The sequence below is a fragment of the Neobacillus sp. YIM B06451 genome, from assembly GCF_032667185.1.
GTDB lineage: Bacteria > Bacillota > Bacilli > Bacillales > Cytobacillaceae > Bacillus_D.
Genome location: NZ_JAVFKJ010000011.1, coordinates 1 through 17453 on the forward strand (window position 1 = coordinate 1; position 17453 = coordinate 17453).

13 protein-coding genes and 2 riboswitches are annotated in these 17453 nt (G+C 47.8%); of the genes, 7 read left to right on the forward strand and 6 right to left on the reverse strand.

Annotation, left to right across the window (positions count from 1 at the left end; all coding sequences use genetic code 11):
* Window positions 1-56 precede the first annotated feature (56 nt).
* The 6 genes from RB160_RS16365 to RB160_RS16390 all read right to left on the reverse strand — a co-directional run bounded on the left by RB160_RS16365 (window position 57) and on the right by RB160_RS16390 (window position 7327).
* The gene (locus RB160_RS16365) at window positions 57-839 is read right to left on the reverse strand and encodes an alpha/beta fold hydrolase (protein ID WP_316571504.1); all 783 of its coding nucleotides are present in this window, start codon (window positions 837-839) and stop codon (window positions 57-59) included.
* Between the two features lie 375 nt (window positions 840-1214).
* Entirely contained in the window at window positions 1215-2429 is a 1215-nt protein-coding gene (locus RB160_RS16370) for a M20 family metallopeptidase (protein WP_316571505.1), read from the reverse strand.
* Between the two features lie 324 nt (window positions 2430-2753).
* Entirely contained in the window at window positions 2754-3587 is an 834-nt protein-coding gene (locus RB160_RS16375) for a MetQ/NlpA family ABC transporter substrate-binding protein (protein WP_316571506.1), read from the reverse strand.
* A gap of 18 nt (window positions 3588-3605) precedes the next feature.
* A complete protein-coding gene (locus tag RB160_RS16380; protein WP_316571507.1) occupies window positions 3606-4256 on the reverse strand; it encodes a methionine ABC transporter permease in 651 nt (216 codons plus the stop codon).
* On the reverse strand, window positions 4246-5280 hold the full coding sequence (locus tag RB160_RS16385; protein ID WP_316571508.1) for a methionine ABC transporter ATP-binding protein: 1035 nt from the start codon (window positions 5278-5280) through the stop codon (window positions 4246-4248). Before RB160_RS16385 ends, RB160_RS16380 begins: the two co-directional genes overlap by 11 nt.
* A gap of 182 nt (window positions 5281-5462) precedes the next feature.
* Window positions 5463-5562: riboswitch (SAM riboswitch) on the reverse strand.
* 81 nt (window positions 5563-5643) lie between these two features.
* Window positions 5644-5742: riboswitch (SAM riboswitch) on the reverse strand.
* Between the two features lie 274 nt (window positions 5743-6016).
* Window positions 6017-7327 (reverse strand): acetamidase/formamidase family protein, encoded by a 1311-nt coding sequence (locus tag RB160_RS16390; RefSeq protein ID WP_316571509.1) that lies wholly within the window; start codon window positions 7325-7327, stop codon window positions 6017-6019.
* Window positions 7328-7560: 233 nt separating this feature from the next.
* On the opposite strand from RB160_RS16390, the gene RB160_RS16395 reads away from it, so the two are divergent.
* The 7 genes from RB160_RS16395 (at window position 7561) to galE (ending at window position 17451) form a co-directional block, all read left to right on the forward strand.
* Entirely contained in the window at window positions 7561-8931 is a 1371-nt protein-coding gene (locus RB160_RS16395; RefSeq protein ID WP_316571510.1) for an NERD domain-containing protein kinase family protein, read from the forward strand.
* Window positions 8931-9761 carry a serine/threonine protein kinase gene (locus RB160_RS16400; protein ID WP_316571511.1) on the forward strand — a complete coding sequence of 277 codons (831 nt, stop codon included), beginning with the start codon at window positions 8931-8933 and terminating at the stop codon, window positions 9759-9761. The genes RB160_RS16395 and RB160_RS16400 overlap by 1 nt, the downstream gene beginning before the upstream one ends.
* Complete coding sequence (locus RB160_RS16405) at window positions 9758-12580, forward strand: AAA domain-containing protein (RefSeq protein ID WP_316571512.1); 2823 nt, start codon at window positions 9758-9760, stop codon at window positions 12578-12580. Before RB160_RS16400 ends, RB160_RS16405 begins: the two co-directional genes overlap by 4 nt.
* Window positions 12562-13791, forward strand: coding sequence for a hypothetical protein (locus tag RB160_RS16410; protein WP_316571513.1), 1230 nt, complete (start codon window positions 12562-12564; stop codon window positions 13789-13791). The genes RB160_RS16405 and RB160_RS16410 overlap by 19 nt, the downstream gene beginning before the upstream one ends.
* 434 nt (window positions 13792-14225) lie before the next feature.
* Window positions 14226-15215, forward strand: a complete 990-nt coding sequence (locus RB160_RS16415; RefSeq protein WP_316571656.1) for a LacI family DNA-binding transcriptional regulator — start codon at window positions 14226-14228, stop codon at window positions 15213-15215.
* Between the two features lie 59 nt (window positions 15216-15274).
* Window positions 15275-16462, forward strand: a complete 1188-nt coding sequence (locus RB160_RS16420) for a galactokinase (protein WP_316571514.1) — start codon at window positions 15275-15277, stop codon at window positions 16460-16462.
* The gene (galE, locus tag RB160_RS16425; protein ID WP_316571657.1) at window positions 16462-17451 is read left to right on the forward strand and encodes a UDP-glucose 4-epimerase GalE; all 990 of its coding nucleotides are present in this window, start codon (window positions 16462-16464) and stop codon (window positions 17449-17451) included. The genes RB160_RS16420 and galE overlap by 1 nt, the downstream gene beginning before the upstream one ends.
* The last annotated feature ends 2 nt before the right edge of the window (window positions 17452-17453 follow it).

Genomic DNA, 17453 nt, shown 5'->3' on the forward strand with positions numbered 1-17453 from the left:
TTAAAGTGCTTTCTTTTTTCTGTCTACTATAGGGGGATCATCTCACTTGGTTTCCTCTATTTTTTTATTGTTACAACGCCTTCAGGTAATGAGCCATCCTGTATCCACTTTTCTACCATTTGGTTAAAGAAATCAGGATTCACAAATGATATCCCGTGGCCAACATTAGGTATCATTATCCCGGTACAATTTGAATTTCCTGAAACTATATCTAATGCTGATTTTTTCATTATTGCTTTTTCCTTTTCACCAACAGTAACCAAAATCTTGCCAACTGCTTTATTAAAACCGTTAGGTATCTCAAATGACATATTTTCCTCTAGTATTCTAATAAGTGTTTCAGATTTCATTTGAGAACTTTCCTTGTAATAGGTTTCAAAGTATTCATCATCAATATAAAGTGTTTTAGCTTGGAGTTTTGAAAAGGATTTATTTTTAACTAATGGAAAGAATAATTTTATTGACGGCCCTATCATTTTTTTTATATATGAATTAGGCCTAACTAATGCACTGTTTATAATCGCATAATGAATCGAATTCGGATCCATACTTAACATTTGAATGGTTACTTGCGCACCTAAAGAGAATCCAATAACAATAACCTTTTTACCATCTGCTATTTTTTCGATCAATTCATTTACTTTTTCTGCACTTGATTGAATTGAAAAGTTTTCGGTGTTTTTACTTTCCCCTTGTTCTGGTAAATCTATTGTGATGCAATGATAGTGACTGAAGTATTGAACTTGTTTATCCCACATCCAACTACTGACTCCACCTCCGTGTAAAAACACCATTAATGGAGCGGTCTTATCGCCATACTCTTGATAACTTAAATTCAAACCATTCACCTTTTTCATATATTTTATAGCTAATCCATTGGTTGAACAAAGACTAATGAACGACCGCCAGCAGAGGAAGAACGTTCAACTTGGCGTTTAGCCGCTTAGTAATCCAGTTCTTTTTGCATTGATATTCTAACAAGTTCTAAACACTTTGCTCATTTTGACAAGCTTCACATATATTTTTTCTTACATTGATTATCTCAAGAGTTCGGACACGTTTCAAATAACAATATTTTGCCCAAAAGAAAAGACGAGGTGGGGACAGACAAATTCTGCGGATCATTCAAGTTTTCGGATGAAACGGTGAGAGTCCGCCTGCTCCATTGCACACCAAAAAAGAGCAGGGGAGAGTTCCCCTGCTTTTTAAAAATTCTATCTCGCTTCAGCCGCTTGCCTCTCAGTAAACTCATCCTTAATAGCAGCAAGCACTTCCGGGTCGGTTACGAGCCTCAAAGCTGTAAGGGCAAGCCCCTTCGCTCCGGTGATTATCGCCTGGTCTCCTTGCGGGGAAGCGGCTGCTTCGCGGAATTCGACCGTATGGGCGACAAGATCGGCCGGGCCGATTTTTATATAAGGATGAATGCTTGGGACAACATGGCTGATATTGCCGGCGTCAGTTGAAGCGAGCCCGGAGCGGCCACCTGAAGCAACGGTTTCGCCAAGTTCCTCGATCACTTCCTTGAACACGGCATCGAACTTCTTATTTAATAGAAGATTGTCAACTTCGTTTTGGAAAGCGATGACGTTCAGCCTTGCTCCGGTTGCTAGTGCGGCGCCTTCAGCAATAGCTTTCACTCGCCGGGTCACTTCGTTCAAGCCGCTCCTCGTTGCCGCACGAATGTAGAAGCGCGCTTTCGCGTATTCCGGTATGATGTTTGGTGCATCGCCTCCGTGGGTGATAATGCCGTGGATGCGTACATCATCGGTTAGCTGCTGGCGGAGGGCGTTAATTCCGTTAAACAGCTGAATGACTGCATCAAGTGCGTTAATCCCTTCATGTGGAGACACGGCAGCGTGTGCAGGTTTACCGAAGAATTCGAAATCAAGCGGGTCAACCGCAAGTGAAGTAGACGAGAGCCTCGTTTCACCGTACGGATGAATCATTAGCGCAGCATCAATCCCTTTGACAAGCCCATGTTTAACGAAGCTTGCTTTCGCGCTGCCATTCGGGCCCCCTTCTTCAGCAGGGGTACCGAAAACGACCGCTTCCCCGCCAGTTTCATCAATAACCTTACTCAGGGCAATCGCCGCTGCTACACTCGTTGTGCCAATGATATTGTGGCCGCAGGCATGGCCCAGGCCAGGCAGGGCGTCATACTCCGCTAGGAACGCAATCGAAGGGCCGGGCTTGGCTGATTTCTTACGTGCCAGGAAGGAAGTTTCATGGCCGGCCACTGCTTTTTCGACTTCAAAGTCTTCCTCTTGCAAAAGTTTAACCAGTTGGGAGGAAGCGAAAAACTCCTGATTGCCGATTTCCGGTCGGGCATGAATTGCCTGGCTTGTCGCAATGTAGATGTCCCGCTTTTTCTCGATGTTTTCAATGATTGCATTTTTCAAATCGGTTATCGATTTTGCCGGTGCTGCCATTTTACCTTCCTCCTTATTCTATAAATTGAGGGAAGAAAGGAGACCATTCCTCCCATTCGGCTAAATCAACAGATTATCTATCAGTGGGAATAAGGATGACATAACTTTTTTAGATTTCATGTAAGTTGATTGGAGCGAAGGGCACCGACTCCTGCGGGATGCAGCGGCAAGGTGGAGACCCCACAGGCGCATGCGCCGAGGAGGCTCCACTGACGCCCCGCGGAAAGCGTGTGCCCGGAGCGGAAATCAACCGCAAGGTTCCGAAGAGTATATACATATCCTTTCAAAAACCGAATGTAGGAAAGGTGCAGTCCCCAGCTTCACTTACCACCCAATGTTGCTGAGTGGGACGAAGGTTGGAATGGAGTTGCCTTTGTATTCTTTTTCGATGAATTCTTTTACATCGTCTTCCTGGTACAGTTCAGCAAGTCTTTTTAGGGTTTTGTTGTCTTTGTCTTCTTCACGGACCGCGATGATGTTGATGTATGGGGTAGCGGTTTCGCTTTCAAGGAAGATTGCGTCCTCACGAGGCGTCAGGCCTGCATCAACGGCGACCCCGTTATTGATGATCGAAGCGGCCACATCCGGCATAACCCGTGGCGTCTGGCCGGCAATCATTGGAACAAGCTCGAGTTTCTTTGGATTTGCAACAATTTTATCAAGGGAGCCAATGCCGTCAAAACCTTCCTCAAGCTTGATCAATCCCGCTTCCTGGAGAAGGAGAAGGCCCCGTCCCATGTTTGTTGCTTCGTTGGCAAGCGCAATTTTGCCGCCTTTTGGAATATCATTTACATCTTTGTACTTTTTCGAATAAATCCCCATCGGAGCAATTTGTGTTGTCGCGATTGGCACAAGGTCAAGCTTATGTTCCTTGATGAACGCGTCGAAATACGAAACGGTCTGGAACGAGTTCGCATCCAATTCACCTTCAGCAAGCGCCAGGTTCGGCTGGACATAATCCGAGAACGTGACGATTTCAACCTCGATGCCTTCCTTCTTCGCCTTTTCCGCCACGAAATCCCATACACGGTGATCCGTGCCGCTCACTCCAAGTTTCACTTTTACCGTTTTTTCTCCCTTTGCGGATGAAGAGTTTGAGCATGCCGCGCTGAACACTGCAAGGACAAGAACAAGGATTGCTAATGTGATTTTTTTCATTGGTAAAATTCCTCCTGATTATCGTCTTCTGATTTTCTTTGCTGCTAAATTTCCTGCTGATTGCAAGCCTTGGACCATCACGATCAAAATTCCGACTGTAATCAGCATTGTTTTCGTATCAAACCTCTGGTAGCCGTATGTAATGGCCAGGTCGCCAAGGCCTCCGCCGCCAATCGCGCCCGCCATTGCCGAGGCTCCGATCAGACCGATTGTCGCGATCGTGAAGGCAAGGATGAGGGAGCTCAATGCTTCCGGTAAAATAAACCTGAACACAATTTGCCATGGGGAGGCACCCATTGCCTGTGCCGCCTCAATGACCCCGGGGTCGACTTCAAGAAGCGAATTTTCTACCAGCCTTGCAATATATGGACCGGCGTAGAAAACGAGCGGGACAATCGCTGCCGCCGTTCCGATTGACGTACCGACAATGAATCTTGTAATTGGAATGATTGCAACTAGCAAAATGATAAATGGAATTGAGCGCAAAACGTTGATCGTGCCATTTAGAACATTAAAGACAGGTGCATTCTCAAGCAAATGCCCTTTCCGGGTGACAACGAGCGCGATTCCAAGCGGGATGCCAAGTAAAGCCGAGAAAACAAGCGAAAATCCCACCATCTGCAACGTTTCGATGAGTGCCTCTATGATTTGGTCCGAATTAACTAGCATGTGCTTTCACTTCCTTTATGTTGACATTCTGCTGATGAATAAAGTTGAGGGCACGGATGATTTCCTTCTCGGTTCCTTGGAACTCGACAATAAGGTTGCCGAACGGCGTCCCCTGCAGCTCGGTAATATTCCCGAACAGCACGTTCACATCAAGGTCGAACTTTTTCGCAAGCTGGGACAGGAGCGGCTGGCCGGCCGACTCGCCGACAAAATTTATTCGGTACACCTTTTGCAGCCCAGCGTTTTGCTCAATTAGCTTCTTGACCGAATCTGGAATGCGATCATTCATAACCGAGCTCACGAAATTCCTCGCAGTCTCCGTTTTTGGTGCCGAGAACACTTCGAATACTGAACCCTGTTCGATGATTTTCCCCGCCTCAATGACCGCCACCCGATCGCAGATTTCCCTAATGACCGACATCTCGTGCGTGATCATCAAGATTGTGATGTTATACTCCTTGTTAATCTTTTTCAAAAGCTGAAGAATCGAGCTTGTCGTCTGCGGGTCAAGTGCCGAAGTCGCCTCATCGCACAGCAGGATCGACGGCTGTGTCGCCAAAGCGCGCGCAATCCCAATCCGCTGCTTTTGCCCGCCCGAAAGCTGATCCGGGTAACTGTCCGCCTTATCGGCAAGCCCGACAAACTCAAGCAGCTCGTAAACCCGGTTCCTGATTTTATTACTCGGCGTATTCGCGAGAACAAGTGGCATCGCCACATTCGCGAACACCGTCTTCGAATTAAGGAGATTGAAATGCTGGAAAACCATCCCGATATTCCTCTTTACCTCCCGGACTTCCTTTGCCGAAAGGGCAGTAAGGTCATTCCCATCGACAATCACCTTGCCTGAAGTCGGCCGCTCAAGCAAATTCACACAGCGGATCAGAGAACTCTTTCCCGCACCGCTGAAGCCGATCACCCCGAAAATCTCGCCCGTATTCACCTTCAAATCAATCCCGTCAAGCGCGGCAACCTGATTCCCGCTGCCCTCGCCATAAACCTTCCGCACCTGCTGAAACTCAATCATCTGCCTGCCTCCTTGTCACAAAATGTATGTTTGTTTTTTTTCTTTTGGGAAAAAATGCTTTGCGCCAACGCACTCCGAGGGTTATCCACCCAGTCTTCCACGCACCCCGTTTTGGAAAATAAAAAAGCCCTCTTCCGGCGAGACAGAAGAGGGCACACTTGGACAAAAGCAACCAAGGTCTCTTCTTATCTCCCAAGCTTTCGCTTGCTGGAATTGGCACAGACAAACATGTCCGCTGCCGAGGCGTCATAGGGCCAGTCCCTCAACCTCTCTGGATAAGAATGAAATCGTATAGGGTGATGTTTTTAGGAAAATAAAAAGCCTCTTCACAAAGAAGAGGACAGAATTGATCAAGTTCGCCTCTTCTTATCTATCAAGCCGCGCTTGCTGGATTTGGCACAGACTAATATGTCCGCTGCCGAGGTGTCATAGGGCCAGTCCCTCAACCTCTCTTGATAAGAAGGTAACATATTCGCTTTTCGAAATTTCCTGTGTCCTACTGTAACCCTTAAAAACAAAAATGTCAAACACTTAAAAAAAATTTAATGTTTTTGCAATGTGCCGGACCCCCAGCTGGGACATTATAAGTCCAGCCAAAGTAACGGGCATCCAACCGGGACAATAGTAGTCCAGCCGCGCTTCTAGGCCCCAAAAAGGGACAATAAGTCCAACCACGGTACTTGGCACAAACAAGGACAAAAAAACGTTCGCCATGGTGCCAGGCAGCTTACCCCTTTTATTCGAGGATGCTTCGATAGTGGTCTTTGATTAAATGGGCGAGATTGAGCCTTTCCAAGTATTTTACGGGTGCGAGGAAGGTAACGGTGACGACGCCCGGGTGGCGGCCGATTTCGATTGAGCCGGTGATGGTGGCCCGGTTCATCACTTCAGGGACAGTGATTCCTAGAGCTTTCGCCGCGCGTTCAAGCCCATTTGCGGTGGCGTCATTAAGGTTGGCCCCGGTCCCGATGAATGAGATTGGCAGTGATTCCTCCAGCTTGTTAACTCCCCATTGCCTTGCAAGTGACATGGCGGATTCTTTTTCTTTTTTCGTAATCGGTTTCGCAAGGTAGGGGAGGTCTTCCGGAACTGGCAGCAAAATCGGGCCATCTATCTTCAATCCTTTGATGACAATGGCCTGGAGCGTTACGATTCCTGCAACATCGGCGGTATGGCCGGCGATTTCACCATCCCCCTGCATCGCATGCATGTCGCCAATGTAAACTCCGCCGCCCTCAACTTTCACAGGACAAATCAGGACGGCGCCTTCGCGAACCCTGTTAATGTCCATGTGGCCATCAGTCCGGTCCTCCAATTGTTCGCGGGAGATGCTGTATTCATGCGGGGCCTCCACGAGGAATTGCCCGAAATCACCCGCATTATGTGAATCCGGCATCCGTCGCGCCGGGGTCGTTCCGAGCTGGCCGAGGAACGGGCGAAGTCTGGCAACGGTGCCGACCATATCATGTGGAGCGAATGCGACAATCGGATTTTGCACTGAATTTTCAGGTGTGTTCATGAAACTCCTGCCCTGTGCTGCCGCTTCTTCAGCCGCGGCCTTATCAAGCGTAATGCCTACTTTTCGCTCAGAATCGAACGCAATCGTGTAGCCATGTGTAAAAATGAACGGTGTAACATCGGTATCGCAATTCGCGCACCTTACTGACTCCGGGCCTGACCCAACGACTTTCGTGTCGGGATAAAGCGTTCCACAGCCCGGGCATTTCACTGCGACAAACGGATCGCCGATAAATCTTCCCTCGACTGGCGAGTCATTTCCCGATGATGTGCCCATCGATGTGACATCGATGGACTTGATGCGGATCGCAATCGCATCACCGACTTCCGCGCCCTCGACATAGACGGGCTTTGTCACCTCATGCCCGCCTCTCAAGCAGGGGGTGATCATCGGCCCCCAGCAGCCTGGTGCCGTATTCGCCACAATATGGCCTCCATTTTTCAAAGGACCCAACATATCTTCCCCGGGATCCAAAATGCCATTCGTGAACTCATTTACAAAGACGGTCTGACGAGCTTCCTTCAACATAACAACCCCTCCTCAAAAAATATCCAACCACCTTCATTATAGAGAACGAATGCGCCAGAAGACCAATTTTTGGATTAGCGGACTGCCCTGTTCGATTCGCCAAATTAATAAATGGCCTTACTTTTAAGAAAATAAAGGAAAAAAGGTAGATATTGTCGAAATAGGAAATACTAGTTAGTGAGAATGAAAGTGGCATCCAAAGAAATACTAGTTCGTTGTTTGGGGGGATGAGAGTGGAATCCAAAGTTGTTTTTGCCGGAGTTCCAAAAGAGAATGAGAAGCGGGCCATCCAGGAGCTAAAGAAAAAGCTGCCGCGTGAAAACCATATTATCATTGTCGGTGCCCTTGTGCCGAAGGATGGATACATAAAGGACCAGGAAATGGATGTTATCCTGATTTGCCCGAAAGGGATTTTTAACATAGAAATGAAATCGTATCGGGGAACGATTGTTACCCCTATCAGCAATATGAGCACAAAGCTTGTGACAAGGACCATTACAGGTGAGCAGAAGACGATCGATAATCCGATTATTCAGGCCGCATCGCAGTCGCGAACTCTCCATTCGTTTGTCAATCGTAAGGCGCAAAGGCGCTTGGGAAAACGGGTGTCGGTCCGTCCCGTTATATTATTTACAAGCCCGAGAAACGAATTGGCATACGAAATAGACCAGGGCGGGACGAATGAAGTCATCCACCATATGGATACAATTTCAAAAGTGTGGATGGAAGGCCAGCCGGAATTGACGCCGAATGACATCACGATCGTGTATGAGTCGTTTGGCATCCGCGAGGTGAAGTTTACCGGGCAATCGATCAATATTGATGTCGGCGGCTATGTAACGAAGCGTTTGCTTTTTGCACAATCCAATTATCACGTGTACGAAGCCGTTGACGAATTTGACCAAAAGTATTTCCTAAAGGTACATGAAATCAACCCAGCGCTCCTGAAGGAAGACCAGGAGCTGTTTTTGACGATCACAAAACGGGATACGAAGGTCCGGGCAAATCTAAAGGACAACCCATACGTTCTTTATTACCATGCGAGCCCATTCACGTATGGCGATTACATATGCTCGACAACCCAGTGGGTCGGCCATACCTCATTCTTTTCCCTGATAAAAAAAGCACGGCCGCTTGATGAGAAAATGGCACTCCTGAAGGAATTGTTCAAAGCGCTCCGTTCCATCCACAGGCAGGGGGTTTTCCACCGTGATTTGACCCCGCGCAACATCCTCTATACGGATGACCAAAAACTGAAAATCATCAATTTCGATTACTCGCGTATTGTAGGCGAACCAACCGTCGGTGCGGGAATTCCCTTTGATGAAAAGAATGCCTACGCAGCACCGGAAACGAATGTCGAGGAGCGGAAGGCGGATATCGATTTCCATACCGACTATTATTCGTTTGGTATCATCGCCTATGAGTTCCTTGCAGGCAAGTATCCGTATAAATCCGACATCGACCTGAAGCATGATACGCTCGACAAGCTTGTTCCGGGCGTCCCGGAGGAATTTGCTTTTGCGGTGGAAAGCCTGATCAGCATCAGCCAAAAAGACCGCGATTTCGGGTGGGAATTTTTAGAGGAGCTCTGGGGGCTATAATGTTCAATCCAAACTTCTACGACAACTACGACATTTTTGATCCGATTCCCGGCACCGAAAAAGAAACCGAGTTTTATGAGTCGTCCCTGTCATTCGGAAAACACCGTCAAACAGGAGAGGAAGTCGTTATCAAACAGATTTTCCTGATCGACCCAGCCGATATGAAAAACACCAAGAAAAAGATCGCCATTGAAAATATGTTCCAGGAAGAAATCCGGATTATGCGGAATCTTCTTCAGCTTGATTGTACGGCGAAAATAAGAGAATTTTTCATCGACGATTTCGAAGTCGTTTTCGCAATGGAAAAAGCAGAAGGATCCTCCGTAAGCGAGCTCATCTTTTCAGATGAGGCTACCCTCGGACAACGAATCAGAATTGCCGCGAACATCGCCAAGGCGTATAGTGCGATTCACCGGCTCGGGATTATCCATCGGGATTTGTCGGACAATAATATTTTTGTCAATGAAGCCGGAAACGTCAAAATCATCGACTTTGGCCTATCCTTCCAGCGTGTCGGCGTGCTGATCAAGGCGGGAACGGATGTCTTTCCACCTCCGGAAGCGGTCACACTTCACCACAGGCCGACGCCAGCCTATGATATTTTTTCATTCGGCGTCCTGCTCTACTTAATGGTTTATCGGAAACGCCCGTTTGAAAAGGGAGAAATTTTACAAAAAGGGGGAGTCGTCCTAGACTTTCCTGAGTCACCAACCATCCCGGTTGGCCTAAAGGAACTGATGGCCCATTGCATGCAATTTTCGCCGGAAAAACGGCCGAAATCAATGATTGAGGTCGCACGAAGGCTTGAAAGAGTGGTGATTAACATATGAGCGGCATCATTGGCGATGCATTGTCAGGCAGGACGATACGGGCATCGGGGGTGCTCAATTTCCAGGTTTCCGCGGGTGAAGCGGGGAATGTTCCCCTCATTCTCGCGCAAATAAAAGATAGCGAGTGGCTGTGGGCTGAATTCCGTGGCGAGGAGAACGTTCAGCTCCATACGAAGGATTACAAGCTGTTATGCAAAAAATACGACAGCCCCGCCCATGGAAATGCCGCATTCCGGGTCAATGGCGTGAAAAAACGCAATGCCGCCGACCGCACCCGGATGGTCCGTTACGGGCTCCGGCTTATCTTGCTTGAACAACCGTTTGTGTTTTCCGGGGAAAATTTCAACATGCAAAAGAACCGGAATGCCGCTTTTGTCTTTGCCGACCTTACTAAACTCTCGCTGAAACTCGGCAAGCTCCAACAGGAATCACGCGAGGACAGCTTCGAACAAAGGCGGCGGAAACATGCTGAACAGGAATGGGCCTCCCAGCTGATTCAGATGATTAATAAGCAGGAAGATAACGATTTCGCGGAAACGAAAAAGAAGTATTTTTATTATAGCCGGTTCACGGAAGCCGTTTCTTCCCAAGTAAAAGGCGTATCGTATTCCTTCAAGGTAGCGATTGATGAAAAATATGCTTACAATGACCTGGCCATTTCTCCTGACCCGTTTCCATTATCGTATGAAGAGCTGATTGTCGGAAAAGTGACCCGCTCGGATGAGAACGAAACGATTCTCTCCTTTGCCCACAGTGTCGATTATGGGAAAATTCCGAAACAGGGCTATTTGCTGGTTGTACCAAACAATACAACGTACCGCGTTCAGAAAAGGACTGTACAGGAGCTCATTGATGGACAGAGTGTAAATGAAAAACTATTAAACTATCTCGTCCATAAAGAATTTGAAACCTACCATGCAACAGGCACAGGGCAACCGAAAGGCGGCGCTTTGTTGCCCAAACAAGAGGAGGCGGTTGAAAAGGCGGTCGCGACAAATGATTTTCTTCTCGTCCAGGGGCCCCCAGGAACAGGAAAGACGACCATCATTGTTGAAATGGTCCGCCGCCTGATTGGAAAAGGGGAGCGGGTGCTCATCAGCTCGAAAAACAACCTCGCCGTTGACAATGTCCTCGAACAATTAATTGATGATGGCATCGACTGTGTCAGGATTGGCCGCGAAGAAAAGGTGAAGGTAGCCAAGGTACAGGAGGTCCTCCTCGACCGCGTTGCCGTCAAGCTTCAGGAAAACATGATTATACGCTGCGCAGAGGACCAGAAGCACCTTCACACGGAACGCACTCGCGCGGAGAAGTTTAACCTCCTCCTTGGGGAAGTGTCCGAAGATGTGAGCCGCTTTCAGGTGATTCACAGACAAGCGGCCGAATTCCGGGAAAGCCTTGGGAAGCTTGAAAAAAAGGAGAAATGGAAGCTGTTCCATTTATTCGGGCCATTGGCCGCACTTAGGAAAACGAATAAGCTCCTCCCTTTTTTAAAAATAAACACAGAAGGCATTGAAATAAAAGCCGAAACGAAATTAAAAGCCGCCCTTCAGGAAAATAATGTTTATCAAGAGCTTCTTGAACGGCTTGCCGGGGAGGAAAGCCAGGAAAATACGCACCTATTGATGCTAAGGGCGAAATTTGAAGGATACCTTGAACCGGAAAAAGTCCTTGAGTTTGCTGAAGAAGAAAACTGGCGCCGAATTCAGCTAAAAGCCGCCAACACGTTGGACTCGTTCCAAAAGCAAACATCGATTTCCGCCGACTGGATTGATGAACTGCAGGAGAGGCAGCAATCGCTTTATCCCTTGCTCCTGAGGACAGTGCCGGTCCTCGGGGCTACATGCATCGGGATTGACACGTCCCCGGAATTCAGGGATACCGAATTTGATACGGTCATTATTGATGAATCAGGCCAGATTACGATTTTTGATGTGCTCGTGCCTATGGCGAGGGCCAAAAAGGTTATCCTGATTGGCGACCATATGCAGCTGCCGCCGGTCTCCGACTCCAATCTCGCAAAGGAATTCAGGGAAATGGAATTGCCTAGCGAATGGATTGAAAAAAGCCTGTTTGAAGAGCTTTATTACAATGCCCCCGATTCACATAAGGTTATGCTCGATACACAATTTAGGATGCATCCGCTTGTGGCTTCGTTCATTTCAACTGAATTTTACAACGGGGAATACAAATCAGGGGTTAGCCCGGAGCAACGGACGATTGGATGGAATCTATACGAATCCCCGCTTGTATTTATCGATACAGCCCAATGTGATGAGCGATTCCAGCAATGCATCCCGGACGAGGACCATCTCGTCTATTTCAATCAGCTTGAGGCATACCTGGCCGCGCAGGAATTGATTAAAATCCTGAAATATGGCCGAAAGCCGGAAGATATCGGCATTGTAACACCTTATAAAAAGCAGAAGATGATTATTGAGGGCCATTTGCCTTCGATGCTAAAGGAGGCCGGATTTTCCCCTGAGGATATCAGGAAAATTGTATCCGGTGTTGAAATTGATACGGTCGACAGCTTCCAAGGGCGCGGAAAGGAAATCATCCTGTTCAGTTTTACGAGGAGCAGCCCTGATTTTGAAATCGGCTTCCTCAGGGAACTCCGGCGCCTGAATGTGACGATGACCCGTTGCAAATCGCTTCTCGTCTTGATAGGGGACATGGAAACTCTCGCGAACGCTAAAGACAAACGGTCAGCCGTTTTATTTAAAAATCTCAGGAACTATATCCGCAGGCACGGACAATATGTAGATGCCAAGCTCCTTTTGAAAGAAGGTGAAGCCCCGTGGCGACAGCTCGTATAAAATCCCCGCTTGGCATGATGCGGAACAGGGAAAATCAAAGGCCGCTCGGCAGGCTGATCCAGCTTGATTATCCCATCTATAACCTCCCTGTCATTTTGAAAGAACGGATGAGTGAGCCTTATGAGAGCCTCGAATGGTTCATCACCCGCTTTCTACATGAGGGGAATGTGGCTACACAGGATGAATTGTCTGTTAGGCTTGGCCTTCCAGGAGGGTCACGGATTCTTTCGGAAACGCTCACCCATCTTGAATCGATTGGCCATATCAAGGGCGTGGATGGACGTTACAAGGTGTTGAAGAATGGCGAGGAGTCGTATGAAAAACGGGAAAAAATTTATGATGCCGAGTCCCGAAGGCTTCTTTATTTTGATGCCCTTGCTCTAAAGCCGCTCCCGCGCGAATTTTACGATGACCCGGCAAATGTTATTTTACCAGCCGACAACAGGGACATGCTGAATAGGAGTTTCGTGTTCGATTTATGGAGCCCTCTTGCCGACAACACGGTCCAACAATTGCTCCGTTATAACGGGAGCCAGCGGTTTTCGTTCAATTTGCCGCAGGAAATGATTGAAATTGAGATTAACAGAGAATCACTAGCGGCTGGTGGACTTGGCTTAAAAGGTGAAATTCTTTTTATTCCATTGTTCGTTTGTTTCTTCGGAGAAGAGGAGGACTTTTTATCGTTCACGAGGACAAACAACTGGGCTGGGGTCGAAATCGAAGTGTATATTGGAACAACCGGAAAACGTTCCCCGTTTTTTGAGCAGTTAATCGTAGGGAATCTAGTCAGGGTTTGGGCCATGATCCAATCCGAACAGCAGCAATACAAAGGGAGGCAATTGTCTTTCTCTGTAATGGGCCTTCCTCTTGGGGATTTCCTGGACATGGGCAGGGTCGAAAACGACCGAACCGGAAATATGAACTATGCCATAAGGCCTGAAGACATCGAAAAGTGGAGAGGATTGCCGGAGTTCCAAAATAGAATCCTCCGGCATCTCGCTTACTTAAGGGATCTGCCCGTGCATGCAAATGAGCAGCTCGGCCCAATATTGTCTTTCCGTCTCGCAGACAAAAACACCTATAACGAGCTTCTAAAGCTGCTCAAACAACAAAACGAGGCCTACTACACCAAAAACGAATATAGTAACACCTATATCGAAAACCAAAACAACCACCTTCAAAAAGTTTTTTCCTTTACATGGGAAAGATAGAGAATCTGGGATTCTTGGCCCTCTTGTGAATATATTTTGTCCTGGCAAGGGGGCTTTTCTTCGCATTTCTCTATTCTTGTAAAACTTTAGTAAAAAAATAATCGAAAATTCCTTCCGTGGCCCCTTATACTTCAATTCTTCTTAAATGTCGCTGATTCCCCCAACACAAAAGCTCATGAGGGAAGGAACACTCCAGTAAAAGCTTCCGCCCTTTTGATTTCGCTTGCTGCAGCCTTTTACTTTTTATCGAATCCTATTCACCTTGCGCTTTGCCTTGCCGCTGTGTCAACACGATGTAGCAACCTACGAATATTAATTAAAATTATTAGTAAAATAAATTGATTATTTTACTAAATAAGATAAAATAGAAGTAATCGGAAGTGCGAAAACTATCGTCCCTGGAATAGTGTGGACGGGGAAAGGAGGGATGCACCCTGGCAACGATTAAGGACATCGCCGAACTGGCAGGGGTTTCAATCGCAACGGTATCACGGGTTTTGAATTATGACCCGGCGCTTTCGGTCACAGATGAGACGAGAAAGCGGATAATGGAAGCGGCGGAAGAGCTGTCCTATAAAAAACGGCCCGCCAAAAAAACAGCCGCGAAAAAAATCGCGATTATCCACTGGTATACCGAAAAGGAAGAGATGGAAGACCTTTACTATCTGTCCATCAGGCATGGCATTGAACGGAGATGCCAACAGCAAGACATTCAATTCGCAAATTATTTTTACGATGAACTGAAGGACATTAAATTCGACCAACTGCAGGGAATCATCGCGATTGGCAAATTCAGCCTCGGGCAGGTTGCCGAAATCGCCGGGGTCACCCGGAATATCGTCTTTGCCGATTGCAATCCGGATGATGAAGTGTACGACTCGGTCATTATTGATTTTGATAAGGCGTCGAAGAAAATCATCGATTACCTGAATGAAAAGGGCCATAAATCAATCGGCTATATTGGCGGGCGCGAGACTTACAAAGGAAGCTCCGTAGAGATTGCCGATCAAAGGGAAATGAGTTTCCGTTCCTATATGGCCGAAAAAGGGCTGTTGCAGAACGAAATGATTTACATTGGCTCGTTTTCGGTCGCAAGCGGGTACAGCCTTATGAAACAGGTAATTAGCATTCTCGGGGAAAGGCTGCCGACGGCTTTTTTTGCGGGGAATGATTCAATCGCGATTGGCTGCCTCCGTGCGCTCCATGAAGAAAACATCCCTGTTCCCGAGCGTGTGAACATCATTGGACTTAATGATATAAGCGTATCAAAATATGTATTCCCGGCATTGTCAACCTTGAAAGTCCATACAGAGCTGATGGGAGAAACGGCCCTTGAACTGCTGCTAGAACGGATTGATGGGCGAAGGGTCGCCAAAAAGATTTTCATCGGCACGGAACTGGTGATCCGGAAAAGCAGTTTCTAATGGAGTGCCGCCAACATCGAGACGCCCTTCGCAAAACCTATTAGTAAGGGGAAGAGATTATGGATCTACAACAATTAACGAAAGAATTCCGAGAACTTTTTTCTTACGGGGACACGGAAGGAGTCCGTTGTTTTTTCTCGCCGGGCAGGATCAATCTAATTGGCGAGCATACAGATTATAACGGCGGCCGTGTCTTTCCATGCGCAATCACGTATGGGACGTATGGTGTTGCCAAAAGGCGCGCCGATCGCCGTGTCCGCCTTTTTTCAAAAAACTTCCCGGAAGCAGGAATGATTGAATTCAGCCTCGACGAATTAGATTATGATCCGGCCCAAACGTGGGGGAACTTTCCCAAAGGAATGATCCGCTATATAATCGAAGCGGATTGGGGCATCCCGGCCGGAATGGACATCCTTATTAAAGGGAACATCCCGAACGGAGCCGGGCTATCTTCTTCGGCATCCCTTGAAATGCTGATCGGTGTTATCACCAATGAACTGTTTGCCCTTGAGATACCAAGAATTTCGCTCGTGAAGCTTGGCAAACAGGTTGAAAATGAATTCATCGGCGTCAACAGCGGAATTATGGACCAATTCGCTGTCGGGATGGGAAAAAAAGATTGCGGCATCCTCCTCGATTGTGAGACGCTTGAGTATGAGTACGCGCCGCTTAATTTGAACGGCTGCAAAATTATCATCATGAATACGAACAAACGGCGCGAGCTTGCCGATTCAAAGTACAATGAAAGGCGCAGCCAGTGCGAAAGCGCCCTAGCCTTTTTGCAAAAGGGTCTTAATATACGGTCACTAGGTGCGCTGACCGGGCAGCAATTCGATGCGCATATGCATCTCATCCCGGATGACATTTTACAAAAAAGGGCCAAGCACGCGGTATATGAAAATGAACGCACAATCAATGCCCTTTCCGAGCTGAAGAAAGGAAACCTGGAGGGCTTCGGAAAATTGATGAATGCGTCGCACCAATCCCTGAAGGAAGATTACGAGGTAACCGGAATCGAGCTTGATACACTCGTTGAAGCTGCCTGGGAGCAAAACGGCACTCTTGGCGCGAGGATGACAGGCGCCGGATTCGGGGGTTGCGCGATAGCGCTTGTCGAAGCTGACGAGGTAAATTCGTTCATCGAAGCGGTCGGCGAAGCCTACAGGAACAAAATCGGTTATGATGCAAGCTTTTATGTCGCCCATATTGGGGATGGCACGAAGGAACTTACGGCGGAGGTGAAATGATGGGCATCTTGGTGCTTGGCGGCGCGGGCTATATTGGCTCCCATGCCGTCTATCAGCTGACTGACCAGGGGTATGACGCAATTGTGGTGGACAATCTCCAGACTGGCCATGCGGAGGCCGTCCATCCAAAGGCGAAGTTTTACAAGGGAGACATCCGTAACAAGGAATTTTTGCGCGGGGTCTTTGAAAAAGAGGAGATAGAAGGGGTCCTGCATTTCGCCGCGAACTCGCTTGTCGGCGAATCGATGGAAAAACCGCTTGAGTATTTTAATAACAATGTGTACGGAACCCAAGTACTGCTTGAAACGATGGTTGAATTTGGTGTAAAAAACATCGTCTTCTCCTCGACCGCGGCGACGTACGGGGAGCAATCGGTCATGCCGATTACGGAAGACATGCCTGCGAGCCCCACAAACGCATATGGCGAAACGAAGCTGGCGATGGAAAAAATGATGAAGTGGTGTGAGATTGCCTACGGAATGAACTATGTGTCGCTCCGCTATTTTAACGTGGCAGGGGCAAGGCACACCGGTGAAATTGGCGAGGACCACCAGCCGGAAACCCACCTGATCCCGCTCATCCTCCAGGTTCCGCTTGGCCAGCGGGAGGCTATCTCCATTTTCGGCGACGATTATGATACAGAGGACGGGACATGCATCCGGGATTATATTCACGTCGAAGACTTGATTGATGCCCATATCCTCGCGCTAAGGTATTTGCAAAATGGGGGAGGGAGCGAAATCATCAATCTCGGCAGCGGACAGGGATTCTCGGTTAAGGAAATGATTGAAGCGGCCCGGAAAGTGACCGGCCATGAAATACCGGCAAAGGTCGTTCCCCGAAGAAGCGGTGACCCGAGCAGGCTGATCGCCTCCTCCGAAAAAGCAAAACAGGTGCTGGGCTGGAAACCGGAACGGACTTCGGTTGAACAAATCCTTGAGGACGCCTGGAAATGGCACCGGAATCACCCAGAAGGCTATAAAGGATAGGG

What these genes read in the sequence shown, in the direction of transcription:
- RB160_RS16370 (WP_316571505.1), bottom strand. Translation starts at nt 2,429, where the DNA reads ATGGCAGCACCGGCAAAATCGATAACCGATTTGAAAAATGCAATCATT.
- RB160_RS16375 (WP_316571506.1), bottom strand. Translation starts at nt 3,587, where the DNA reads ATGAAAAAAATCACATTAGCAATCCTTGTTCTTGTCCTTGCAGTGTTC.
- RB160_RS16380 (WP_316571507.1), bottom strand. Translation starts at nt 4,256, where the DNA reads ATGCTAGTTAATTCGGACCAAATCATAGAGGCACTCATCGAAACGTTG.
- RB160_RS16385 (WP_316571508.1), bottom strand. Translation starts at nt 5,280, where the DNA reads ATGATTGAGTTTCAGCAGGTGCGGAAGGTTTATGGCGAGGGCAGCGGG.
- RB160_RS16390 (WP_316571509.1), bottom strand. Translation starts at nt 7,327, where the DNA reads ATGTTGAAGGAAGCTCGTCAGACCGTCTTTGTAAATGAGTTCACGAAT.
- RB160_RS16400 (WP_316571511.1), top strand. Translation starts at nt 8,931, where the DNA reads ATGTTCAATCCAAACTTCTACGACAACTACGACATTTTTGATCCGATT.
- RB160_RS16405 (WP_316571512.1), top strand. Translation starts at nt 9,758, where the DNA reads ATGAGCGGCATCATTGGCGATGCATTGTCAGGCAGGACGATACGGGCA.
- RB160_RS16420 (WP_316571514.1), top strand. Translation starts at nt 15,275, where the DNA reads ATGGATCTACAACAATTAACGAAAGAATTCCGAGAACTTTTTTCTTAC.
- galE (WP_316571657.1), top strand. Translation starts at nt 16,462, where the DNA reads ATGGGCATCTTGGTGCTTGGCGGCGCGGGCTATATTGGCTCCCATGCC.